The 25,018-nt window shown below is 57.6% G+C and carries 18 protein-coding genes; 9 read left to right on the top strand and 9 right to left on the bottom strand.

Annotation, left to right across the window (positions count from 1 at the left end):
• Window positions 1-4: 4 nt before the first annotated feature.
• Together EDB95_RS23225 and rhaT are read right to left on the bottom strand one after the other, a co-directional pair.
• Window positions 5-2,101 (bottom strand): bifunctional aldolase/short-chain dehydrogenase, encoded by a 2,097-nt coding sequence (locus EDB95_RS23225; RefSeq protein ID WP_246073769.1) that lies wholly within the window; start codon window positions 2,099-2,101, stop codon window positions 5-7.
• A 7-nt stretch (window positions 2,102-2,108) separates the two neighbouring features.
• A complete protein-coding gene (gene rhaT / locus EDB95_RS23220; RefSeq protein ID WP_133998056.1) occupies window positions 2,109-3,164 on the bottom strand; it encodes an L-rhamnose/proton symporter RhaT in 1,056 nt (351 codons plus the stop codon).
• A gap of 77 nt (window positions 3,165-3,241) precedes the next feature.
• On the opposite strand from rhaT, the gene EDB95_RS23215 reads away from it, so the two are divergent.
• The gene (locus tag EDB95_RS23215; protein ID WP_133998053.1) at window positions 3,242-4,267 is read left to right on the top strand and encodes a GntR family transcriptional regulator; all 1,026 of its coding nucleotides are present in this window, start codon (window positions 3,242-3,244) and stop codon (window positions 4,265-4,267) included.
• Here the strand turns inward: EDB95_RS23215 and EDB95_RS23210 are convergent.
• The 4 genes from EDB95_RS23210 to EDB95_RS23195 are packed head-to-tail and all read right to left on the bottom strand — an operon-like array spanning window position 4,264 to window position 12,199.
• Window positions 4,264-5,421 carry a glycoside hydrolase family 88/105 protein gene (locus tag EDB95_RS23210; RefSeq protein ID WP_133998050.1) on the bottom strand — a complete coding sequence of 386 codons (1,158 nt, stop codon included), beginning with the start codon at window positions 5,419-5,421 and terminating at the stop codon, window positions 4,264-4,266. The genes EDB95_RS23215 and EDB95_RS23210 overlap by 4 nt on opposite strands.
• A gap of 5 nt (window positions 5,422-5,426) precedes the next feature.
• Window positions 5,427-7,325: a heparinase II/III domain-containing protein gene (locus EDB95_RS23205; protein ID WP_133998047.1), complete on the bottom strand. Its 1,899-nt coding sequence runs from the start codon at window positions 7,323-7,325 to the stop codon at window positions 5,427-5,429.
• 3 nt (window positions 7,326-7,328) lie between these two features.
• The gene (locus tag EDB95_RS23200; protein WP_133998044.1) at window positions 7,329-9,065 is read right to left on the bottom strand and encodes a RagB/SusD family nutrient uptake outer membrane protein; all 1,737 of its coding nucleotides are present in this window, start codon (window positions 9,063-9,065) and stop codon (window positions 7,329-7,331) included.
• Between the two features lie 11 nt (window positions 9,066-9,076).
• Window positions 9,077-12,199, bottom strand: coding sequence for a SusC/RagA family TonB-linked outer membrane protein (locus EDB95_RS23195; protein ID WP_133998041.1), 3,123 nt, complete (start codon window positions 12,197-12,199; stop codon window positions 9,077-9,079).
• 150 nt (window positions 12,200-12,349) lie between these two features.
• Here EDB95_RS23195 and EDB95_RS23190 point away from each other — a divergent pair, with 150 nt between their 5' ends.
• Genes EDB95_RS23190 through EDB95_RS23175 form a run of 4 tightly spaced genes read left to right on the top strand, consistent with a single transcriptional unit; the run spans window position 12,350 to window position 20,331 of the window.
• Window positions 12,350-16,429 (top strand): hybrid sensor histidine kinase/response regulator transcription factor, encoded by a 4,080-nt coding sequence (locus EDB95_RS23190; RefSeq protein ID WP_133998038.1) that lies wholly within the window; start codon window positions 12,350-12,352, stop codon window positions 16,427-16,429.
• A gap of 58 nt (window positions 16,430-16,487) precedes the next feature.
• Window positions 16,488-17,699 carry a transglutaminase-like domain-containing protein gene (locus EDB95_RS23185; protein ID WP_133998035.1) on the top strand — a complete coding sequence of 404 codons (1,212 nt, stop codon included), beginning with the start codon at window positions 16,488-16,490 and terminating at the stop codon, window positions 17,697-17,699.
• Window positions 17,684-19,591 (top strand): sensor histidine kinase, encoded by a 1,908-nt coding sequence (locus EDB95_RS23180; RefSeq protein ID WP_133998033.1) that lies wholly within the window; start codon window positions 17,684-17,686, stop codon window positions 19,589-19,591. The genes EDB95_RS23185 and EDB95_RS23180 overlap by 16 nt, the downstream gene beginning before the upstream one ends.
• Window positions 19,588-20,331: a LytR/AlgR family response regulator transcription factor gene (locus EDB95_RS23175; RefSeq protein WP_133998030.1), complete on the top strand. Its 744-nt coding sequence runs from the start codon at window positions 19,588-19,590 to the stop codon at window positions 20,329-20,331. The genes EDB95_RS23180 and EDB95_RS23175 overlap by 4 nt, the downstream gene beginning before the upstream one ends.
• Before the next feature lie 2 nt (window positions 20,332-20,333).
• Here the strand turns inward: EDB95_RS23175 and EDB95_RS23170 are convergent, their stop codons facing one another.
• Entirely contained in the window at window positions 20,334-20,882 is a 549-nt protein-coding gene (locus EDB95_RS23170) for a globin family protein (RefSeq protein WP_133998027.1), read from the bottom strand.
• A gap of 12 nt (window positions 20,883-20,894) precedes the next feature.
• A complete protein-coding gene (locus tag EDB95_RS23165; RefSeq protein ID WP_133998024.1) occupies window positions 20,895-21,302 on the bottom strand; it encodes a hypothetical protein in 408 nt (135 codons plus the stop codon).
• 106 nt (window positions 21,303-21,408) lie between these two features.
• Here EDB95_RS23165 and EDB95_RS23160 point away from each other — a divergent pair, with 106 nt between their 5' ends.
• On the top strand, window positions 21,409-22,068 hold the full coding sequence (locus EDB95_RS23160) for an HD domain-containing protein (protein WP_211352187.1): 660 nt from the start codon (window positions 21,409-21,411) through the stop codon (window positions 22,066-22,068).
• Here the strand turns inward: EDB95_RS23160 and EDB95_RS23155 are convergent.
• Window positions 22,065-23,090 carry a hypothetical protein gene (locus EDB95_RS23155; RefSeq protein ID WP_133998021.1) on the bottom strand — a complete coding sequence of 342 codons (1,026 nt, stop codon included), beginning with the start codon at window positions 23,088-23,090 and terminating at the stop codon, window positions 22,065-22,067. The two genes, EDB95_RS23160 and EDB95_RS23155, sit on opposite strands and share 4 nt — an antisense overlap.
• A 127-nt stretch (window positions 23,091-23,217) precedes the next feature.
• Here EDB95_RS23155 and EDB95_RS23150 point away from each other — a divergent pair, with 127 nt between their 5' ends.
• From EDB95_RS23150 to EDB95_RS23140, 3 genes are all read left to right on the top strand, one after another.
• Entirely contained in the window at window positions 23,218-23,766 is a 549-nt protein-coding gene (locus EDB95_RS23150) for a sigma-70 family RNA polymerase sigma factor (RefSeq protein ID WP_133998018.1), read from the top strand.
• 64 nt (window positions 23,767-23,830) lie between these two features.
• The gene (locus EDB95_RS23145; RefSeq protein ID WP_133998015.1) at window positions 23,831-24,142 is read left to right on the top strand and encodes a hypothetical protein; all 312 of its coding nucleotides are present in this window, start codon (window positions 23,831-23,833) and stop codon (window positions 24,140-24,142) included.
• Window positions 24,143-24,250: 108 nt separating this feature from the next.
• The gene (locus EDB95_RS23140; RefSeq protein ID WP_133998012.1) at window positions 24,251-24,937 is read left to right on the top strand and encodes a LuxR C-terminal-related transcriptional regulator; all 687 of its coding nucleotides are present in this window, start codon (window positions 24,251-24,253) and stop codon (window positions 24,935-24,937) included.
• Window positions 24,938-25,018: the final 81 nt, after the last annotated feature.

Here is a 25,018-nt window from a genome sequence, read left to right as displayed (position 1 = left end):
GAATTTAACGAACAAATGCCATGGCTACGCCACCGTCCACATTCAGCACGTTTCCGGTCGATTTGTCCAAAAGACCGCCCACAAAAACGAAACAGGCATTGGCGATGTCGTCCGGGTTGATGATTTCGTTCAGAAGGGTCCGTTTGGCATAGTAGGCGGGAAGTTCGGCCACCGTAACCCCATAAGCCTTGGCGCGGCCTTCGGCCCAGGCGCCTTCCCAAATTTTACTGTCGGTGATGACGGCGTCGGGGTTGACGGTATTGACGCGAATATGGTCCTTCCCCAGCTCGGCGGCGTTGAGCCGGCTTAGGTGGAGCTGGGCGGCTTTGGCCGAACCGTAGCCGGCGTTGTTCGGACCGCTGACCAGGGCATTTTTGGAGACGATGTTCAGGACGTCGCCCCCAAAACCCTGCTGGCGCATGACCCGTACCCCCGCCTGCGTGACGAGGAACTGGCCCTTGACCAATACGTCGTACAGGAGGTCCCAGTCGTTTTCGGTATGTTCTTCGAGGGGTTTGGATATAGACAAACCCGCGCAGTTGACGACGATGTCCACGCCCCCGAAGGCCAGCGCGGCGGCAGCAAAGGCGCGTTGGATGGTATCCGCCGCCGTTACGTCCAGCACCTCCGCGGCAAAGGCGTCCCGGCCAAACTGGCTCATGAACGATTCGGTGGCACCAGACAGCCGCGCCGCATCGTTATCGTTGATGAGCACGCACGCCCCCTCCTCGATAAATTTCCGGGCGATGGCCTTCCCGATCCCCCCGGCGCTGCCGGTTACGAGGGCCACGCGCCCGCTCAGGGGTTTGGGTTTGGGCATGCGCTGGAGCTTGGCCTCTTCGAGGAGCCAGTATTCGATATTAAAAGCCTCCTGCCGGGGCAGGGAAGTATATGCACTGATCGCCTCCGCCCCCTTCATCACATTGATGGCGTTTGTATAAAACTCGGCGGCGACACGGGCGGTTTGTTTATTGGCCGCAAAAGCAAACATGCCCACCCCCGGGTAAAGAATGATGACGGGATTGGCGTCGCGCATGGCCGGGCTGTCGGGATGTTTGCAGGTATTGTAATAGTCTGCATACATTTTCCTGTACGCTTCCCAGGCAGGTTCGAGCGCGGTCTTTACATCGGCCAGGTCCGCATCCGGGGCAAGGCCCAGGACCAACGGGGATATTTTTGTCCGCAAAAAATGGTCCGGACAACTCGTCCCCATGGGCGCCAGGCGGGCGAGGTCATGGGAGTTGATAAATTCCAGCACGCGTTCGTCGTCGGTAAAGTGACCCACCATGCCCGTCCTGGAAGAGCAAAGCCCGCGGAGCACTGGTGCCAGGGCCGAGGCCTGGCGAAGCCGGGCTTCCCTATCGAGGGATGTCATGCGCGCCCCACCGAAAACCGGCCCCTTCTTGCCTAGGTTGTCTTCAATGTATTGCGCGCAGCATTCGATCACCTCCAGGGTGTTGTAATAGCTCTCATACGCCGTGTCCCCCCAGGTAAACAAACCGTGAGAACCTAGCATGATCCCCCGGATGCCCGGGTTTTCGTCGAGACAGGCCTTCAGCTTCAACCCCAGGTCGAAACCGGGCCGTTGCCATTCCACCCAACCAATGGTCCCGCCAAAAAGTTCCCTGGTGATGCGTTTGCCGTCTTTGGCCGCCGCGATGGCGATGGCGGCGTCGGGGTGAAGGTGGTCGATGTGTTTGAAAGGCAGGAACCCATGAAGAGGGGTGTCGATGGAGGGCGCCTTCGAAGCCAGGTCGTAGATACAATGATTGAACAGTTCTACCATCTTGTCCTCTTTGGCCACCCCCTCATAGACGTTGATCAGGCTGCGCAGGCGGTCTACATAAAGGGCGGCCAGACCGCTCCGCTTCATGGTGCCCAGGTCGCCTCCGCTGCCTTTTACCCACATGACCTCAACTTCTTTCCCCGTCAGGGGGTCTTTGGATATGACTTTGGCGGAGGTGTTTCCACCCCCATAATTGGTCAGCCTCAGGTCCGCGCCCAAAAGGTTGGAGCGGTACACCAACAGGGCTACCTCGTCGCCTTTCAGTTTGGCGGCTTCGGCCTCATCCCACAGATACGATACGTGCTTGAAATTCATAATATTTTTATTTGAGTGCATTCCCAACTCCGACGATCACCACCGACAGGAGGATCGCTCCAATGCCCAACGCGATCGTCGTCTTGGTGCGCCGGCTCACCCCCTTCCATTCCTTCAGCGCCAGCCCCCAGGCATTCGCCACGAGGATGATAAACGCCATGTGCAATATCCACGAACTGGCTCCATTCCCCAGCTTGCTCTCGCCCATGCCATAGAAAAAGAACTGGAGGAACCAGGTCGTACCCGCGAGGGCGGAGAACAGGTAGTTCTTTAACAAGGGTGTGCGCTTGTCGGTATAGTCCCCAAAGGAACGGTTGCGCAGGTTGAGGATCAAACACCAGATCCCGTTGGTCGCCAACCCACCCCACAGGAGGGTGATGTAAATGACGTTGTTCTGGTAGAGCGGGTTGAACCCGGCTTTTACAGCGGCTTCCGCCATCGGTTTGCCGGCCTCGATCCCGAAGTTGAAACAGGCGCTCAGGATGCCGCTGATCACGGCCACCACCAGCCCTTTGACGAGACTGAATTCGGAGACGCTTTTCTTCTTTTCTTCCTCAGGCAGCTCACGTTCCTTGCGCATGCCCGCCCGTCCGCAGATATAGATCCCCAGCAGACAAACCAGGACACCTGCAAGAACAACCCGGCCCCAGGAAGTGGTCAGCAGGTCGTTGAAGGTCGTCTTACCGTCAGCGGGAAAAAAGTTATAATAGATCGACGGCACCAGGGCGCCAAAGGCCGAGCAAAAACCCAGCACCACGGAGTTGCCGAGGGACATGCCCAGGTAACGGACGCCCAATCCATACGTGAGCCCCCCTACGCCCCACAAAACCCCAAAGAGCATCGTATACCGGATGGTTTCCGCCGGGGTATTCCGGATGATGTCGGCAAAACCCGGAACCGTCAGCCAGGCCGCGAGGGGCGGGACGATCAGCCAGGAGAAAAGCCCCCCGATGATCCAATAATTTTCCCAGTGCCAACCCCGCACCTTTTTGTACGGCATATAGAAACTACCGGAGGCGAACCCGCCTATAAAGTGGAAAAAAATACCTGCGATGACTTGCATAATCGTTAGATGGCGGTAAAGATAAGAGGGGGCCGCCGGTTAACTCTCCTGTACTGTCCTGTCGTATATTTGCCCAAATGAATATTTACCGGCTGATCAGCGTCAACGAACTTTCGGTCACGCCCAAATACCTGCAGGTGGCGGACTCCATCCTGAAGGGCGTGGAGCAGGGTCACCTGCTGCGGGGGGACGCGCTTCCGTCCATCAACGACCTGAGCTTCGAACTGGACCTGGCGAAAGATACGGTGGAAAAGGCGTACAAGCACCTGAAGCAAAGCGGGATCGTGGGTTCGGTCCACGGAAAGGGTTATTTTATAACGGGGGATGCGCCTACCGGCAAGACCAGGGTGTTCCTGTTATTCAACAAACTCAGCGCGCACAAAAAGATCGTCTACGACGCCTTTGCGGCGGCGCTGGGCGGAGATGCGCTGATCGACTTCTATATCTATAACAACGACTATGCGCTTTTCAAACGGCTGCTGATGGACCGGAAGAAGGACGGCTACTCACACTTCGTCATCATACCGCATTTCCAGGAAGGAGGGGAAGGCGCCACCAGCCTTCTCAACGACATTCCCAAACACCAGCTCATCCTGCTCGACAAACTGGCGCCCGGTATCACGGGCGTCTTCGGGGCCGTCTATGAGCGCTTTCGTGAGGATATCTACCAGGCATTGACGGAGGCCCTGGAGCCCTTGTCCAAGTACCGGACCATTAAGATTATTTTTCCTGACTATACCTACCATCCCCGCGACATCCTGGAAGGGTTTATCAACTTCTGCCGCGACTATGCGTTCCAAAACGAGGTCGTCTCCGACCTGCACGCGGAAAAAGTACAGGAGGGCACGGCCTACATCAGCCTGATGGAGGATGACCTGGTCGTCCTGGTGGAAAAGATCCTGGACGCCGGTCTAACGCTGGGCGAAGCGGTGGGGGTGATTTCGTACAACGACACGCCCCTGAAGCGGATCATCCTCAACGGCATTACGACGATGTCTACCGACTTCCATCGCATGGGCACCGAAGCCGCGAGGCTTATCAAAGAAGGCAGCACGGAACACATCGCGCTGCCCTTCCGGTTGACGTTGCGCAAGTCTCTTTAACGGCCCATCTTGTACACCTCCGTTCCTGCCAGCAGAAAGGCGCCTGTTCCATAGGCCTCCGTACTGGAGGCGCCCGTCCGTTGGGGGTTTTCCCCGATCTGTTGTACATACCCCAGCCGTCCGTCCGGCTGGACGGCACGCATCAGCGCCGCCCAGGCGTTCGCCACGACGGTCGCGTAACGCGCTGCCGGGAGCAGTCCGCGGTTGATCCCCCAGGCGAGGGCGTAACAATATAAACCCGTACCGCTGGTTTCCGGTCCCGGAAAGTTGGCCGGGTCCAGGAGAGAAGCATGCCAGGTTCCATCGGGTTGTTGCAGACCGGCCACACGCGCCGCCATTTCCCGGTAGAGTCGTATAAACCGCGGCCGGTCGGGATAGCGTTCCGGCATATTGGCGAGCATCCTTACAAGACCTGCCATCACCCAGCCGTTCCCCCGCGACCAAAACATCGGTTGTCCATTGGCTTCGTGCTGACCAAAGTAGCGGCTGTCGCGGTAATATAGGCTATCGCCCGGGGCGTAGAGATAGGCGGTCGTCTTCCACCAAAGGCTGTCGGCAAGGTCGAGGTACCGCCGGTCGCCCGTAGCCGTCGACAGGTAGGCCAGACCGGGAGGGCCCATAAAAAGGGCGTCGCACCAGGCCCACTGGCGCAGTTGCACGTGGTTTTTCCATTCCAGCGATTCGCTGTGCGGCAGCCGCAGGAGGGAATCGGCGAGGTGCCGGAAGGGGCGGAGCATGGAAGCCGCAGGGAGCGGCCGGGACGCGGTGCCCGCTGGCGGCCGGGCCTCGGTGGCGATATAAAGCTGCGCATACGTCTGCCCGATGCAATAATCATCCGCCATGGTCCTGGCGGGCCCCGTCTCCCATTGTAAAGAATCGCCGATGCAGCGAAGGGTATTCCAATACGTGGTATCCCCCGAAAGCTGCCCCAACGCGAACAACCCGGTATACGACACCGCGTTTACCCAGTCCCAGGCGGGGTACTTCATTCCCTCGCCCTTCCATTCTTCCAACTGCCAGTGGGCGACGCGGTTCATGACACGCAGCGTGGAATCCTTCGGAGGGAAGTGCGGGTACGGGACCGGATGGGGCTGCGCGGGCGCGCCCAGGCCAAGGACCAGCACAAGTGCGGCCAGGTTCATTCGTTTCATCATTGGTATCATGGCATTGAAAACCGCACCTCGGTCTTACCGCTTAGCCCCGGGTCTTTGAGGACCAGGGACACGCGGGTAAGGCTTTTACCCCAACTGTCTTGGAGACGGGCGTCGTCCATGTCCTTGACGGTCGTTTGCCAGGACAGGGCGGCGGCGCTAAAAGACAAGACGAGGAGGGGCGTGCCCGACGGGCTGCTAAAGGTGAGCCGGCCGGGGCCGCTTTGGGTGACGGTGCAGGGGGTTAAAAAGTTCAGACAGGTCGAGTCCTTCCGGACGTCGAGAACGAAGTCGTCTTCGAGCCGGAGGGTTTTGTCGCGGGGGTTGAAGTCAAACGTCCGGTCCCAGCGTTTGACAGCCGCCTCCGCGGGATAGGCGCTGGCCAGGTTCATCCGCAGGACCGAGCCGTCGAGGCGTACGTCGGTGGCTTTGTACTGTGCGCCGTCCTTTTGCTGGACGCCGTTGATAACGGGACAGTTGTGCCACTGGGACTGCATGTTCCACAGCGTATACCGCTGGCTGGAAAAGGTTTTGGCAGTGTAGGTGCCGACGCCGGCGTCGACGATGACGGGGGCGTCGCCCGCGTACAGGATGAAGTTACCGACGTCGTTGTGGTTGTGGCTTTCGCCGTTGTTGCCGCCCTGGGCAGCGAAAACGAGGTCGGGGGCGCGCGCCACCATCACCTGCACCGACGGCAGCCACCGCAGTGCAGGAGCAGCTACCTCTGCGGGGGTGGACGCCAACGCCCCATAAGTCTCCACGCCCAACACAAAGTCGTGCACGTTGCCAGTGGGCAACGCCCGGTGCCGCAAGTCGAAAAGATACGCCGCGAAATGCCGGAGCGTGTCGTCGTGAAAGTATTGTCCAAAGCCATACACGCTCACGGGGTCCGGTAGCGTCCGCGGCGTAGCGTCCGCAAAATTGACGACATACGGACCCGCGATGTGCATGGTGCTGATGTAGGAACCGATGCGATGCAGCAAGGGAATGCCCGACCAATCCAGACGCCCGCCGGACACTGAAGACGCCAGTTCGAGGATATGGATGAGCTTGCCCCCGGCCTCGCTCCAATAGGTGGGGCCTTCGTCACAACCACCGTCGTCCCCGTACCCATTAACGAAGTTGTCGGTGCTGCGCAGGACCTTGTCGAGGACGAGGTTGATAGTGTCGGCATGGACACCGGTCAGGAGCTCGGCGACGAGGACGTTGCCGTTGATCCAGGGGTTCCAGTTGTTGGGGACGCGGTTGTTAAAACCCATCCACCAGAAGTCATTCCGTCCCAGGTAGGGCGCGATGACGCGGCGGGTGAGCTCGTAGCGGACGCGTTTACCCAACACGGGGGAAAAACGGTCGAGCTCGCTGGACAGCAGCCACTGGATGGCGCCGACAGAAGACGCGGTTTCTCCATCGATGAGGTCGACGACGTTTTCGTCGGGGTCGGGCAGGTCGGTACCTATGTGTTGCATCCCGACGTGGGCGGGCAACACCCAGGTGCTTTCTTCAAGCGTGGCCCAAAGTCCGTCGGCAATGGCGGGCATGTATTTGGGATCACCGCTCACCAGCTCGCCGATGACCAGGGAAGCGAGGGCGGTCCGGCGTTCGGTCAACCGGGTCTCATAATGGGTGCGGTTGCCGGTCGTCTTAAACTCGTGGTAAAGGCTCACCGGGAGGGCGGGCCAGGTAAAATCGATATACCGGTCCGCCCTCGCAGTGAGGCTGGCTTTTACAGAATCGGGCAACGCCTTGATGGCGGTCAGCACTTTTTGCTTCCGGGCCTCCCTCCAGGTTTGGACCTGCTCCAGGGTGAGGTGGAGGCCGGAGGCTTCCAGGGCCGAGGAGAGGTAGTTGCGCGGGGGGGCAACACGCGCGATCAAAAGGAGTCCCATCAGAAAAAAAAGTTGCTTCATAACTTACCAGTTCGGGTTCTGCACCAGGTTCGGGTTCAAGGCAAGCTGCTGGGTAGGCAGCGGCCAAAGATAGTCCCGGGCGGGGTTAAAGCTGCGCTTGCCCGCGCTTTCCAGGATGACAAAATGGTTTGCATCTAAGATAGGATTGTTTACGGAAGCCTGGTAGGGAGGACCAAAGTATTGGGGGCCTTCCACGGCCAGGGGCAGTTCGGTTTCGGCGGTTTTCCAGCGGAGCTCGTCCCAGTAGTGGAAGCCCTCGAAGGCCAGCTCCACGGTTCTTTCCCGGCGGATCTCGGTGAGGAGGTTGAGGCTGTTGGCCGTCGCAAAGGCGTTGGTGAGGGAGGGCAGTACAGAGGGGTTGTTGTTGGTGGCCCGGGCGCGGAGGGCGTTCACCGTGAGGTTCAGGTCCGCGTCGCTGATGTTCCCGTTGAGTTCGTAGGTGGCTTCGGCATAGTTCAGCAACACTTCGGCATACCGGATCGCCAGGAAATTGACGAAGCTGGTTTGATTGGTCCAGTCCTGGACGATAAAATACTTCCGGACCTTATACAAAAGACCGGGGATGTAGGGGATGATGCCCTGGAGCTGGGGCCAGATATTGGCGGAGCTGAGGAGGGTCATGCCCATACGGGGATCCCGGTTCCGGAATTCGGTCAGGGGGCTGGTCTGCTTGTAGGTCGAGTCATAGACGGATTGGCCGGCAGGAAGGCCGTCTTTAAAGAGGACGGCATTCACATAGCCCCGGGAGGCGGTGATGTTGCCCTGCTCCAGGTAGCCCCGTTCATAAGAATGCGAACTGATGATGTTGCTGAGGCTGACACCGTACAGTTTGGGAAGGATGATCTCTTTGTTGGTGGCGTAGGTAAAATTGGTACCGCCAGGGGTGGGGTTGCCGCCCGCGACGATCTGGTTTTCGGTGGAGGGCTGGGTCTGGTATTGGAAAAGATAGTAGTAGCTGCTGTCGGGAACGGACGCCACAAAAAGGGTATGCTTGCCCCCGTTGATGACGGCCTGGGCAGCCTGGACGGCGATCTGGAGGTGAGCGGTCGCGTTGCCACCGCCATGGTATTTATCCCAGGTCCCTTCGAAAAGGGCGACCCTGGATTCCAGGGCCAGCGCGGCCGTGGCGGTGACCCGGCCATACTCACTTTTGCTTTGGGCAATGTCGGGCTGGGGGCAATAAATGGCGGCGTACGTGAGGTCGGCATAGACGCTGTCGATAACGGTTTCCCGGGCGGTCCTGGGGCCGTACAGAAGACTGTCGGAAAGGGTCAGGGTCCGCATGACCAGGGGGACGTCCCCAAAACGCTTGACGAGCTCGAAGTAGCCCCAGGCGCGGAAGAAACGCGCCTCTCCAAGGTATTGATGGATCAGGCCGGTGTCGCCGGTAACGGTGACCGACTTCTGGAGGATGTTGTTGGCGGCCCGGATGAGCTTATAGAAGTTCGTCCACTCCGAGGACGTGGCCGGGGCGATGCGGGAGCCATCCCCCACCCCGACGGTGCCGGTACCATAACCGATATTGGAATAGTCGTCCTGGGCAGGCGTGGGATTGCCCGTGGGATCGTCGGTACCCAGACCGGGTAAAAAGGTATATAAATAGGTACAGGCTTCGCTCAGATCGGAAGGGGTGTTCCAGAACGAGGCGTCGGTGAGGCTCGTCTGGGGATTCTGGACAAGCTGCTTGGAGCAACCAGTCAGGGATGCCAACAGTATGACAGATGCTATAGTACGTTTCATGATCTCCTGGTTTAAAAAGTGAGGTTCAGGCCGAAGGCGAACGAACGGAAAAAGGGGTACTGGAAGCTGGCGTTGGTGGGGTCCTCGGCGTCATAATATTTGAACCACATCTTGTTTTTCTCCCAGAGGTCCTGTCCGCTGAAATAAATCCGTACAGTCTGGATCTTCGCCCGCGCGGTGAGGGCGGCGGGAAGCGTATAACCCACCTGAAGGTTTTTCAGGCGAAGGTAGGCGGCGTTCTGGACCCACTTGCTGGAGATGACCGTGTTGGTGCCCCCACCTGGATAAAGACGGGGGAAAAGAGCGTTAGGGTTCTCCGGCGTCCAGTAGTTCTCGTTGATGGCCCAGGGCATGCGCCAGGAGTTGACGAAAGGCTGCGCGGCGGAGGGGTCGATGAGCATGCCGCGCTTGGCCACGCCTTGCAGGAAGACGCCCAGGTCAAAGCCTTTCCACTGCGCGCCCAGGTTGACACCGTATGAATAACGCGGTGACGTATTCCCCAGGTAGACCAAATCCCCATGGTTGGCAAGTGTACCGATCCCGCCGTTAATGACGCCGTCCTTATTGATGTCGGCGTACTTGATGTCGCCGGGACCCTGGTTGTTGAAGTTGAACTGGGAGGGGCTCTTCTGAACATCGGCCTGGTTCTGGAAATAGCCGACGGCCTTGTACCCGAAAATGGAGTTGATGGAGTAGCCGGGGATCGCAAAGTTCACGCCATTGCTGATGACGACGTTCCCGTTGTATTTGGTGACCTTGTTGTTGTCGTCCCAAACACTGACCGAAGCCCAGTAGTTGACCTTCCCTACCCTGTCCCTCCAGCCAACGGTGGATTCCCAGCCCCAGTCCCGGATGGCGGCGGCATTGGTCTGGCTGGGGGATACGCCGAGTACGGCGGGCTCGTTCAGGGTGATCAGGACGTTGTTGTTGTCCCGCTCGAAGTAGTCGAAGGTGGCCATAAGGCGATGCTGGAATAGGGTTACATCCAGGCCCCCATCGGTGGTGGTGATGGTTTCCCAACCAAGAGAGGGGCTGGGCAGGGAAGACTGGTAGATATAGATATTGGATTGGTTATTGAAGGGATAGCCCGTCGTATTGGCATTGAGGGTGGCGATGTAATTGTAGTTGTTTGTAGAAAGCGCACCCAATTGCGCGTTCCCCAGGCGGCCCCAGGAGCCGCGGAGTTTGAATTCGTCAAAAAAGGGCAGCGCTTTGTTGAACCAGGATTCTTTACTCAGCCTCCAGCCGCCGGAAATGGAGGGAAAAGCCTGGCTCCGGTGACCGGGAGAGAGGCGCGAGCTGGCGTCGTTACGCAAGGTGGCTTCGAGGAAATATTTTTCCTTGTAATTATAATTGAACCGGCCAAAGAACGATACCCATGCATTGGTCTGGATATTGTCCCCGATATCGCTCGGGGGCAGGTTGGCATTGGTCGTATAGTTCAGGGTCGGGAGGTTGTTGTTGACAAGGGCGTTGTTGTACGCGCTCAGGTAGTCATAATTGTAATACTGGTCCTCGAAACCGCCGAGGAGGTGGAAGTGGTGGTCACGATGCACGTCCAGTTCATAGTTGGCCAACGCCTGGACGTCGTAAGAGGTCTGGGTGGTCCGGGTCTTTTGCAGGGAATTGGGGTTGACGGTATAGCTTTTGATCGTCGCCACGCCCGCTGTATTGTAGGCCCAGAGCGGGATGGACTGGTTGAAGATGTTGTTGTTGTCCTGCTCGAAGTACGGGTTGTACCGTAGGGAGAGGTCCAGGCCTTTGATAAAGTGCGCGGCCTTAAGGGTAAAGACCCCGTTCAACTGGTTTTGGATGGTATTGTTGTAAGAGCCGCTGTTCAGGACGGCGTAGTCGTCCGAGCCGCTCCCGGTATAGGCAAACTGGGTGGTGGAACCGGGAAGGAAAATGGGATAGCGGTTCCTCAGTTGGTAGAGGTTGTAAAACAGCCCGTACTCTCCGTTAGCGGCGATGGTGGGTTGCTGTATAAGGTTCTCATTATACGAAAGCCGGGAGTCCAGGCTGAAAACAGACCCCAGGCGATTCGACAAATTAAACGTCACATTATAGCGTTCGTTGGCGTCGGGTCCGAACTTCAGCACACCCTGCTCCTTGTAATACCCGGTGCCCAGGTAATACTGGGTCTTCTCGTCACCGCCCCGGACGTCGACGTTGTAGTTCATGCTGGGCGTCGTTTTCCGGAGCAGGATGCCAACCTGGTTGATGTTGTAATAATAGTTGACACCATAGGGGTCATTGGCGATATAGTTCGAGTCGGAGCTCCGCATCCAGTTGATCTGTTGCTGGTTGTAGGGCTGGGCCGTACCCGCGTTGGAAGCTGCCGTGTCCTGCATGATGCTTTCTTTCCAGGACGGGATGCGCTGGGGGATGTCGTAGGACTTTTTAATGACATAAGACTCGTTAAAGTCCACGCTGACCTTGCCGGCCTTCCCCATTTTGGTCGTGATGATCACGACCCCGCTGGCGGCTTTGGCACCATAGATGGCGGCGGCCGCAGCGTCCTTTAGGACGGAAATGGTCGCAATATCCATAGGGTTGAGGGTGGTTAGATTCCCATTGGGAACCCCATCGATGACGACCAGGGGTTGGTTGGTGCCGTTGAGCGAGGAAAAACCACGCACGTTCAGGCTCCACCCCTCCAGCCCGGGCTGGCCCGAGCTCCGGGTGACGATCAGACCGGGCGCGGCACCCTGGAGACCGTCTACCGCATTCACGATGGGCCGGTTCTCGATGGTCTTGGCGTCCACGGTAGAGACCGCCCCCGTCAGGTCGATCTTTTTCTGGGCGCCGTAGCCAACCACGACCACGTCGCTTACCGACCCGGTCTTAGCCTTTAGGGAGATGTTATAGATTGTCTTCGCCGTTATGACCAGCTCCCGGGTGTCGAAATTGACGGCACTAAAGACAAGAACCGCCCCGGGTGCGGCGCCGATGGAAAAATGACCGGTTTCATCGGTCTCGGTTCCCGCCTGTTTACCCTTTATGGTCACGGAAACGGAGGGGATGGGTTTACCGGTCTCGTCCGTGACCGTGCCGGTCATGGTTTTGACCTGGGCCCACCCCGACAGGGAGAGAAAGAGGAGAACGGCAATCAATAGGGGCCTGTTCATACGCATACAATCGAAGTTTGGTGAAGAATGACTTCAACAAAAATGGGCGCTGCCCCCCGAAGCAGGGGGTGAAAATCCTTTGTAAAAGGGGGGAGTTTTTGGTTTTTGCGCCACGGGCGCGGGAAAAGCAGAAAAACAATCCCTAATTTTCTACCCGTGAAGAGGGTTATATTGCTGTTGATGTTTCCGGGGAGCCTCGCCGCCCAGCGGCGGGAGTTCCATCATTTTACGGTCGAAGACGGCCTTTCCCAGCATTCGGTCATGCAAATCGTCCAGGACCGCAAAGGGTTTATCTGGCTGGGCACCCATTACGGACTCGACCGGTACGACGGTGTCCGTTTCAAAGCCTACCAGAACGACCCTGACGACACCAACAGCCTTTCCGATAATTATATTAACGCGCTCTTGGTGGACACCCGGGGATTTCTTTGGGTGGGCGCTTCCGGCCGCCTCGACCGGTTCGATCCCGTCAAAGGGATTTTCTGCCATGTATTATATGACAGTCATTTCGTCCCCCAAAGCCGGGACGTCTCCGTCAATTGCCTCCTGGAGGACCATCGCGGAAACATCTGGGTGGGGACGCCACACGGGCTCGACCAGATACAAGGCGGAGAGCAACGCATCTCCCGGGTGTATAGCTTTCCCGGCGGGCGCGACCCGGAGGGCAGCGGCGGGCGCCAGGGTGGTGGCGGCCTACCCCAGGGCGGCGGCGACCTGGATAACAACATTCGCGCGCTTTGCGAAGACCAGACGGGCACCCTTTGGATCGGCACCGGGACCGGGCTGATCCGCATGGACACGAACGGGCATACGGCTGTTGTGCTTACCGGTAATTATATTACCAGCATCGCGGAAGACAAGACCGGGGTGCTATGGATCGGCACCCAGCACCAAGGCGTCAACCGGTATGCCCCCCGCACCGGGAAGTTTAGCCCGCTCACCGGTCTGCCCAGCAACAACATCCGCAAGATCCTCACCGACCGGGACGGACGTTTATGGATCGGGACGCAGGAAGGCCTCGCCATTGCCGACCCCGTGTCGGGTGTATTGACCACCTTTTTGCACCAGCCCGACGACAAATCCAGTCTTAGCCAGAATTCCATCTATAGCATCTGCCAGGATCATGAAGGCTCCGTGTGGGTGGGTACTTATTTTGGGGGCGTCAACGTCACCTATGCCACCGCCACCCCGTTCACCGTTTACCAAAGCGGTCCCCCCGGCTCCAGCATCAACAACAACGTTGTCAGCGGGATCGTCGGCGGCAGCGGCAACCAACTTTGGCTGGGTACCGAGGGCGGCGGTCTCAACTGTCTCGACCGGGGCACAGGCCGGTTCACCTACTACCGCAACGCCTCCGGTGTTTCTTCCAGCCTGGGCTCCAACCTCGTCAAGGTCCTCTACCGCGACCGCGCCGGGCGTATCTGGGCGGGGACCCACGGGGGTGGGCTCAATTTGTGGATACCGGGTGGGGCCGGAGGCCCGGGGGATGGTGGGGCCGAGGGCCGAGCCGGCGGCTTCCGCCACTTTTTGTATGCGCCCAATGATCCCGCTACGCTCAATTCGGAGATCAACGCCGTCTTGCTGGACGGCGCGGGGACCCTGTGGGTCGGGACTCAGGGGGGGCTGAAGTTTTTCACGGCGGGCGGAGTGACGCCGGGCGGAGCTGACGCCGGCTTCGCCCAGGTTGCGGGCCCTCCCCTATCCGCGCCGCTGCGAAGCGACCCCGTGCGGGCGCTCCTCGAAGACAGTCGAGGTGCCGTCTGGATCGGCCTATCCGACGGCCTCTTTGTCTACGACCCGCGGTCGGGCGCCTGCAGGCAGTTGGGGCGCGGCACCGTGAATTGCATCCGCGAAGGCACGGACGGGCGTGTCTGGGTGGGTATGTACTTCGGGGGAGCGCGGGTATACGACGGGCCTCATTGGACGACCTATACGCAACGCGACGGGTTGCCCAACAACAATGTGATCGGTATCCTGGAGGACGATCAAAAGAAACTCTGGTTTAGTACAGACAACGGGCTGGCGCGGTTCGATCCGGTCAAAGGCGTCTTTAAGAACTACACACGGGCGGATGGGTTGGCAGCAAACGAATTCAACTATAACTCATTTTATAAAGCGGCGGACGGGGAACTGTTTGTCGGCGGGTACAACGGGGTGACGGCTTTTTATCCGGAGCGGATCGAGACCAACAGGGATACGGCGCCGCTGGTGTTTACGGGGTTGCGTGTCCTCGACAGCAAGGATGCGGACATCTCCCATAGCAGCGGGGTGACGCTGACGGCGCGGCAAAATGTATTCAGCATCGACTTTGCGCTGCTGAACTTTATTAAGCCAGGGAAAAATAAGTACGCCTATACGCTTGAAGGTTTTGACTCTTCCTGGCACTACACGGACGTACCCTCCGTACACTATATGAACCTCCCGGCGGGTACGTACCGGTTGCTGGTCAAAGGGGCCAACAATGACGGGTTGTGGGGCGCGCCGGTGGCTTTGTCCCTGGAGGTCCTGCCCCCCTGGTGGAAAACGTGGTGGGCTTATGCGTTGTATGCGTTGGCTACGGCATCACTTTTTTTCCTCCTCATACGCTTCTTCTGGATACGCGCATCGTTGAAAAGAGACAATGCGCTGCACCAGGCCAAGCTTAATTTTTTCACCAATATTTCGCACGAGATCCGGACACGGCTTACCCTGATCGCTGGGCCCATCGAAAAGCTGCGGCTGGAGCAGGCGGACAGCGCACTCGGGCGGCAACTGGCGCACGTGTCCAGCAATGCAGGGCGACTCCTCCAACTGGTGGAGGAATTGATGGACTTCCGCAAGGCGGAGACGCACCACCTAAAGCTCCACGTCAGCCCGGTCAATATGGTGGCATTTGGGCGGGACGTCTTTGCTTCCTTTGGCGACCTGGCGCTGTCGCGGCGGATCATTACGGACTTTATCGCAACGGAAGAAGACCTGACGGTGTATGCGGACCCCATCCAGTTGGAAAAGGTACTGTACAACCTCCTGTCAAACGCGTTTAAGTTTACACCGGAGGGAGGGACGATCAGCGTGACCGTAGAAAAGCGTTCCGGTTTTGTGGAGGTGAAAGTAACCGACAACGGGAAGGGCATCGCGCCGGAGCACATCGACAAATTGTTCGTCAACTTCTTCCAGGTAGACGACCGGGACACGCGGAACACGGGCTATGGCATCGGCCTGGCGTTGTCGCGGAGCATCGTCCAGTTGCACAAGGGGCGCCTGACGGTCGAAAGCCGGCCGGACGAACGGACTTGTTTTACGGTGTCGCTGCGGACGGGGTATGAGCACTTTACAAAGGAGCAGCTGGTGCCGCGGGTGGAGGTGGAACCGGGGCAGGAAGTGCTGCCACGCCTTGGGGCCTTGCCGGGGCGGCCCCACCCTGACCGGCTTCCGGGCCAGCCCGCGACGGCCCCATCCGCGACCGACGCTCCGGGGCCAGTCGCGGCCCCTCGTAAAGCGACACTTCTGCTGGTCGAAGACAACCCCGAGGTCCGCGCCTTTATTACCCAGGCTCTGCCTCCGGAATACTGCGTCCTGGAAAGCCCCCACGGCGCCGCCGGTTGGGAAACGGCGACGACGGAGATCCCGGACCTGGTCATCAGCGACGTCATGATGCCGGAGATGGACGGCCTGACGCTTTGCGGACTGCTTAAAACGGACCCCCGGACAAACCATATCCCCGTTATCCTGCTGACGGCAAAGGCTTCGGTCACGCACCAGGTCCATGGTCTCGAAAAGGGCGCGGACGTGTATCTGACCAAACCCTTTAGCGTACAGGTGCTCCTGTTGCACATACGCAACCTGCTGGCGTCGGTGGAGACCATGCGCCGCAAGTACGGCCTCCAGCTCTCGGGACGGGGCGGGGAAAGCACGATCCCCAACGACTTCCTCCGGGACCTGGTGGCGATCATCGAAGAAAACCTGGACGGGGAAGCCTTTGACATCCCGCTGCTGTGCACCAAAGTGGCCATGAGCCAGTCCGTCCTGTACAAAAAGGTCAAGGCCCTCACCGGGCTGTCCGTGGGGGACTTTGTCCGGCAGGCTCGTTTCCGGAAAGCCGCCCGGCTCCTGGAGGAGGGACGGTTGTCGGTCTACGAAGTGGCCTACAGTGTCGGGTTCAACGACAGCAAATACTTTAGCCGGGAATTCAAAAAACAGTTTGGAATGACGCCCAGTGAATACGCCAAGTCCAAATTCGCCTCGGATCATACCTGATTCAAAACGGCATTTCCTTGCTTTTGGGTTTTGTTATCTTTGAGTCAAACGTATAGCCATGACTTTTTTGCTTCTTCTGGCCTGGTTACACACGGCCGACACTTCTTTCGCGCGCTTCGCCGACCATCAGAATGATCTTTTTGTAAAGGCCTACGAAGCCCGGGACACCGTCCGCTACAACAGCCTCCTTTCCGAATTCATCAAACGATATGACCAACTCGATTCCTTTGACCAGCGGAACTACCGGGGGTACCTCGAAAATGCCTTTTACAACCTCAGTTGCACGTTTGCGCTGCTGAACAGTAAGGACCGCGCCCTGCTGTACCTGGACAAGTCCATCCAGGCAGGCTACCTGGACTATATGCACATGTCCACGGACAGCGACCTGACGGGGCTGCACGATGAGACCCGTTTCAAGACCCTGATGGCTTTTGTGCGGACAGTGGGCGACTATAGGTACATCCTGGGCCGGGCGGGCGCCTACAATACGGCGGACCAGCGGCCGCTCCCCGCCTTTACCTATGCCCCGGCGACGGATCCTCATTTACAGGCGCTCCGGACGGCCTTCAACCTGGACTCTATTGCGGGTAAGGCCAACGACGTATCCCAGGTGATCAACCTCATGCGGTGGATACACAACCTCGTACCCCACGACGGCAACCACGGCAACCCAGACGTCGCCAACGCCCTGGCGATGATCGCGGTCTGCAAAAGGGAACACCGCGGGCTCAACTGCCGTGGCCTGGCCACCGTCCTCAACGAGTGTTACCTGGCCATGGGTTTCAAGTCCCGTTTCGTCACCTGTTTGCCGAAAGACAGTCTTCATGTCGACAACGATTGCCATGTCATCAATATGGTATACATTCCCTCCTTACACAAGTGGGTGTGGATGGACCCGACCAACGAAGCCTATGTCATGAACGAACAGGGACAATTGCTGGGTCTCGCCGAAGTACGGCAACGGCTGATCGACGACCGCCCGCTGATCGTCAACCCCGACGCCAACTGGAACCATTTGTCGTCAACGCTGAAAGAAGATTACCTGTACAGCTATATGGCCAAGAACCTGTATATCCTGGAATGCCCGGTGGCCAGCGAATATGATACGGAAGCCCGCACCACCGGGAAGACGTTGGCGTATATCCGGTTGCTGCCGCTGGATTATTTCCAGCAGGGGCCCGATAAGACCGTCCATACATACCCCAAAGAGCAGGTGACGTTTGTGACGTATCGAACCAATAATCCGGAGGCGTTTTGGGCGGCGCCGTAGGCATGGGAGGCGCGCGCCAGGCGGCCGCCGCGGCGCAGCGGTGGGCGGCAGCGACGCGGCGGTGGACGGCGGCGGCGCGGCGGTGGGCGGCTGCGGCGCGGCGGTGGGCGGCAGCGGCGCGGCGGTGGGCTGCGGCGGCGGCTTCGGCGCGGCGGTGGACGGCGGCGGCGGCTTCGGCGCGGCGGTGGACGGTGGCGGCGGCTTCGGCGCGGCGGTGGGCTGCGGCCCGCGGCTGGGCCCTGGCCCTTGCGGCCACGGCCGCGCGGATGGGCGCCGCCGCGCAGGTTCCCACGGGGATCGAATGGAACAACTATTCCACCTCCTTCGCGTGGAACGGCCGCAACACGGACAGCCCCTTCCTGGAGACGGCGGTGCCGTACAATGGGAAGTACTTCCAGGCGATCGACCATACACCGGCGGTGCCGCTGGAACCGGAGCGGGACTGGGGGTATTTCCGGGAGCTGAATGCCTATGATTCTTCGGATGTCTTTTTTTATGCACCGGGGGTGACGAGGGAGAATGCGGGGCGGTTTGAATACCGCATCCTGAGAGATGCAAAGACGGAGGTGGTGCCGTGGAGCGCTTTTCACGCGTTTACGGACGCGTTTGCACCAAACGGGGATGGCAAACCAAGCGGATTGCTGGGGGGGTATCATACGGACTGGGACCATTACCTGGTGGCGGAGCTGCGGGACAAGGAGACGCACAGGATGTTAGCGACCTCGGTGGTGTATTGGGAACAGATGCGGCCGGAGCTGTTCAATATCTACATGCCGGACGAATTGGGGTCGTTTCTGGAGATGAACGATTTTTTACAACACGTTACCAACAATTATAACCTTAACCCCAGCGCGGAAGATACGCTAAAGTGGCTCCGGAAGTATCCGCGCAGCGAGCTGGACAGTGGGTCGGGATTGCCCAAACATTTGCGGCTTCATCATGACGAGAACAACCTGATCTTTTACCTGGCGGCACATATATTCGACCGGAAGGCCCTGGAGTACCAGTTGGTCCGCGACGGCCAAATCATTGTCCCGTGGAAGACGAATGACTTCGACCTGAATTTTATCTGGCTGAGGGACCTTTCTCCCGGGACGTACGTGCTCAACATGCGGTTTAGCGGCCAGCGGCACAACCCGAACAGTTATGGGTTTGTCATTGAGCCGGCCTGGACACAAACGGTCTGGTTTAAGGTTTGTCTCCTGGCGGCGGCCGTCCTTTGCGGTGCGGTGGCCTGGTGGTTGCTGTGGCTCGGGCGGCGGGCGCAACGGGAACGCCTGAACCGGGAAAAGCTGCGGATCGAGCTGAAGTCGATCCGCTCACAGCTGAACCCGCATTTTGTGTTTAATGCACTTTCTTCGATACAGGCGTTGATCAACAAGGGCGATGTGGAGGGCGCCAACCGCTATCTGTCCGACTTTGGGCACCTACTCCGGAACTCTTTAAAAGCAAGCCGTCATGACTTTACGCCGCTGGAGGCGGAGATCCAGACGCTGGACACGTACCTGAAGCTGGAGCAGTTGCGCTTTCCTTTTGTCTATACCATGCACAAGGCGCCAGACCTGCCGGTGGCGGACCTGGAAATCCCTTCCCTGTTGTTGCAACCGCTGGTGGAAAATGCGGTCAAACATGGTATCTCGGCACTCCGGGACGAAGGGCGGATCGACATCGGCTTCTTATGGGAAAACGGTAATTTCACCTGTCTGATCCGGGACAACGGCAAAGGCTTTGACCCTTCGCAGGTGAACGGGGGCTATGGACTGACCCTGACCCGGGAAAGGATCGGGCTGCTGAACGAAGTGCTGGACGGTTCTTCCATCCGCATGGACCTCCACACCACGCCGGGGATGGGCACCACGGTCACCCTGGTTTTTCAACACTGGATACAATGACGCTGACGGCCGTATTGATCGACGACGAACAAAACAACCTGGACAACCTGGGTCACCTGCTGGGGGCGTATTGCCCCGAGGTCACGGTGACGGGTACCGCCCTGAGCGCGAAGGAGGGGCGGTTACTGTTGGAGCGGGTGCGCCCGGATTTGCTTTTCCTTGATATACAAATGCCCGGCGAGACGGGGCTGGACCTGCTGCGGTCGCTCCATACGTACAGCTTCGACGTCATTTTTGTAACGGCCCACGACCAGTATGGCATACAGGCGGTGAAGTTCTCCGCTTTGGATTACCTGCTGAAGCCGATCCATATCGACGAGCTGAGGACGGCGGTCGACAAGGCCATCCAACGCCGGGGGCACCCCCAGGGGCAGTTGGAGAACCTGGTGCACCTGCTCCGGCAGCAGCACAGAGAGGACCACCGCATTGCCCTGACGACGCTAAAAGAAACGCGTTTTGTGCCGGTCCGCCAGGTGATCCGCCTGGAATCAACCAACAATTACAGCCACTTCTACCTGGCCGGGGAGGAACGCCTGACCACTTCCCGGGCCATCCACGAATACGAGGACATGCTCCGGGACTATGGCTTTATCCGCTGCCATCAATCCCACCTCGTCAACCAACGCTTTGTCCGGAGCTGGGTAAAAGACGACGGGGGGTACCTCCTGCTCGACGACGGGACCCAGGTCCCTGTATCCCGGAACAAAAAAAGCGCCGTTGCAGCGGCGCTTCATAGATGATTCTACCGTTGGACAACCACAGACATTTGTGATTCGATGACGCGACCCACCGAAGCGGTGAGGTTGGCGGGTAACCCGTTCTTGTTAGCCGCGATCACCACGTCGACGATAAATTCGTTAAAGGCACCGGCCGTTACCTTGTTCGAGATCCGGTGATTGGTCGCGGGGTTGTGGGCATTGCTCATGCTCAAACCCGAATACGTGTAGTCTTTGGCACCTGTTCCCACGCAAAAGAAGTCGGTGAGGTTTTTGCTGAGCGCGTTAAAGCCGCTGAAATTGTTCGCGCCGACCTCTGCAAGCAGGGTCATAAAATAGGGGTTGATCGAGTCGTCCCCGGCGATCACAAAGATGGCGCTGTCCACCACGCTGCGGATACCGAGGCGTCCCTTTTCGATCATCTGTCCGCTGTTGGCGGGGTCGGAGACCATCGCCGTTCCGCCCAGTGAATCGTACAAGGTCGGCTGTGAGGAATTTTTGCTGCTTTTGGAGCAGGAAGGGAACATGGATAGGGCAATAAAAAGGCCCAGCAAGAACGTTGCTGCATTTTTCATATGTGTGTGGGTTTAAAAAAGATGTGTGAAGAAACGTTTTACCTGTAGGCCGAAATTTACCGCCGCCACTGGACATCCAGCGGATGCCATCTGGTCTTCCGTGGGCATAAACCGATCGGCGTTATAGGGCAAAGCCGCTTTGAAATCCCTGGTGATCTGTTGGGCGCTGGTTTGGTAGGGGAAATAGGTGAAAATGACCTTTTGGGTTTGTGGGTTTACCAATACGTGATCGATACCTTTTTCCTTATACAACCAGGTGGTGACCGTTTTTGCATCTTTGGCGCTCATCGGCTGGCGTACGTCGATGCGCGCCATTTCGCGAAGGCCGGGCGTGACTTTCACGGGTTTCAACGCCAGGTAAATGTGCAGCGCCAGTGCCAGAAGGCACAAGCCTCCGGCAGCAATGAATATTTTTTTCATAACGATATTTTTGAGGGGATGTGTAGGGGCGACTTCCCTACATAAAGAACCTACGACATTATCTTCGCGGTGGTTTTCCTTGCGGCAAAATTTTTATTATTGCATCATGATGAACCTGCACGCGCTCGAACAACAATTTATAGCGTACCTGAAGGCAACCGCTTCTGCCGAAGACGGCTCCCACGACCTCGGACACTTCCGGCGGGTATGGAACATGTGTCGCCGCATCGACGCCGCCGAAGAGGGGAAGGGGGATCTTTATGTGTTGCTTGCGGCAAGTTATTTTCATGACCTCGTTAGTTTGCCTAAGAACCATCCCGACCGGTCCAGATCATCTGTGCTCGCCGCTGAAAAAACCGCGGTATTGCTGCGCGAAGAATTTCCGTTCTTCCCCGCGGATCGCATAGACGCCGTTCGTCACGCTATCGAAGCCCATAGTTTTTCCGCGGGCATACCTGCGACCACCTACGAGGCAAAGGTCCTCCAGGACGCGGACCGTATGGAAGCCCTGGGGGCCATCGGGATCGCGCGGACTTTTTATACGGCGGGGTTTATGCACAGCCGGATGTTTCACGAGGAGGATCCCCTGGCGTTGGAGCGGACACCCGACGACCGGCACTTTGCATTGGATCATTTTCAACTGAAGCTGCTGCAGTTGCCGGACAAAATGCAAACGGCCGCGGGACGGGTGATCGCGCAGCAGAAGGCGGCGTTGCTCGTATCGTTCAGGGAACAGATGGTCCGGGAGGTCATAGGGGAAGACTAGTGCTGTCCCCGCGCTATGATCAAAAGCGGTCCATACGCGCTGTATTGGGGTAGCCCCGATACATCAAACAGCGTAAAGTCTTCCTTGCAAAGCGGCAGGAAGTGTTGGAGGATATCCGGCTCGATCTTATGAAGCGGCCAATTGCTCACCGGTTCGGTCGAGGTACATTGATAACAGTAAAGGTTGACGGCGCATACTTTTCCCTCCCAACCGGGTGCGGTATTGATCAGATGCCCCATCGTCTTTTTCTCGTTGAGGAGCGTATGGGCTTCGCCGAATTCCCCATAGTAAATGGGATCCCCCAGGCGGGCGGCAAAAGCAAGGAGGCGCCCGGCCATGTGCCCGTTCCTATTTCGATATACGTCCCGGCACGTGCCGGGATTGAAGATTATATCTTGATAATCCAAAAAGTATTCTCCAAGACCAACTTTATAATCTTCAGGACGCCGTACAAAATCTTCCTTCAAATTTTTTATCAATGTGAGGAGCGTATCGCAGTTTCGTGTCGTATCTTCATAGCGCTGCAAAAGTGAATCGGCATAATGCAGCAAAGCCGGTGCCTTTTGTTTCCACAAAAATGACAAAGCCGGTACGCAAGCATTGACCCTCTCAAAATCCACCCCGCCTCCGGGAAAGACACGGCGGTTTTCCGGCCGGTTCTGATCGTAGGCTAAAAGACCTTTCCAAAAAACCTTGTCCCGTATATGGAGATAGGACGTATCTCCGGTACGGAGGTATTGACCCGCCAGCAGGTGTGCGCCATGTCCTCCCTCCAGGAAAAAATGCGTCAATCCCATTTGCCGGTTTAGAAAACCGATCCAAACCAGGGGAAGGCGTGTATAAAACCGGAGCTGATGGGAGCCCCCTTCCGCCTGGAGCACCAATCGATACCCCTGCAACCGGACCTTTAACGAGTCTTGGGTGCGGGCGTCGAAACCGCTGTCCAGTGAAAAGCCGTAGCTGTGTGTGGACAGGTAAGCATCCACCTGTGCCGTGGCGGTCATTGCGAAGCAAACCCACAAAAAATGAAATGTAATAATTCTAAAATAATGCACAACCAATTGATTAATGAAATTTACCAAAATTAACAGCTATAAAAATGCGCCGAAGTTCTCTAATTTTACCCACCAATCATAACCATAAGGACCTATGATTCCTAACGATCAGCATATCCATATAAACGAAAGGACCCTGGAACGCATCTTTTACGATTATTTTCAAAAACTTACATACCAGGCCGGCGAAACATTGGGCGAGCACTTGTCTTCCAAAGATATCGTATTGGAAGTATTTCAAAAGTTGTGGGAAGGACGCGCCGCCCTCAAATTCTCCGACGAGAAGAAGCTGGCGGGATATCTCCGACTCCTGACCCAAAATGCCTGTATAGACCATATCCGGAAGCGGAATACGCGTAAAAAAGCGAACCTCCACCTCGCTTACCGCTGGGAAGTGCTGCAGATGCCAGAGGATTCCGTGCTGGCCACCGTAAAAAGCGCCCGGCTCCAGGAACAAACGATCATGACCCTGTCGGCCGCCCTGGAAAAACTCCCCGTGCAACAAAGAAGGGTGGTCAAAATGGACCTGCTGGAAAAATCCTCCGCTGAAATCGCCGCAAGCCTCCAGATCACGGAAGGTTGCGTGAGGGGTTACCGGGCAAAAGCCCTGGCCTCTTTACGCAAAATGCTCGGCGCCCTTTAAAAAATCCCATTTACGGTACAACGGAAAATAACTAGGTACGTTATATACGTAGAACTGCCTAGCTATGACGAAAAAGGACATTCAAATTGATGAGGATACCGTAAAAATTATGGCTGGAATCCTTCTGGATCGAATCCTGATGGACCCGGAAGACCAGTTCGAGGCCAGGGTCCCGGAACAGCGCGTAAAAGCGCACATCGAGGCCGGAAAGCTATATACAGAACTATCCGATACTCAAAGGATTCTGAATAAAATCCGCAACTATAGGCGGTGCAGCCTCAGGACCAGGAAGGCTTTCCAGGAACTCATGCACCGGGTCTCCCCACCCCTATTGCCCCTAACTGAGACACAAACACATTCCGACTCCCTTACTTAAACATTGACAAAACAGGTTTAGGCGTACGATGTGATGACGCAATATCCGCTTAAATACGGAGAAGTATTTCCGTATTTATACGGATAAACTTTTTGACCATGATATTCGATGACGATACTTACCAGAGCGGAGATGGAAACACTGAGCCGGGACTATCATAACCACATTCGAGATGCTTTTTCGGAGCTGGTGTTTATCCTGGACACCGACGGTGTCATCACCGAAATGAACCACACTGTCCGGACACGATTGGGTTACAGCAAGGACGCTTTGGCGGGTACCACCCTGGCCGCCCTTTCGGACCACCCCTTGACGCGCTTTTGGTTGCGTATACCCGATACCGGTACGCTGGTGCTGCCCATCCGCCGTTTAGCGACATCCGGCGGCGCCTGGCTAACCGTTCGCCTCACCGCGTCCTTCCTCCCGGACGGCCTCGGCAGGATCATTGTTATAGGGAAAATGCTCGGCCTGGACAACCTCGTGGAAACGCTCCGCCAGTCGCTGGAAGCCTCCACCGACGCTTACGAGCAGGGGATCCTTCGCGAATGCCTGCTGTTGTGTACCCAACCCATCGAACGCACCGGAGCTGCCCCCACCAAGATCCGGCTGACCCGGCGTGAACGCGCCATTCTCCCGCTCGTGGCCCGTGGCCTGACCAGCGGCGAAATCGGCAAAACCCTGGGCATCCTCGAAGCCACAGTCAACAAACACCGGGAAAATCTGCGCAAAAAATTCGGCGTGCACAACACCGTGGATTTGGTGGCGGCCGCCAGGAGAGGGAGGTTTATAAAATAAGAACACTTTTGCTGAATGTTATAACCTATAATTCTAAAAAAATAAAAACTTATAGAAGTATGTAGTAAACCATAGCTGTGC

Origin of the sequence: Dinghuibacter silviterrae (assembly GCF_004366355.1) — a bacterium.
In the GTDB taxonomy this organism is placed as follows: Bacteria; Bacteroidota; Bacteroidia; order Chitinophagales; family Chitinophagaceae; genus Dinghuibacter; species Dinghuibacter silviterrae.
This window is presented reverse-complemented; position numbering and strand designations above follow the sequence as displayed.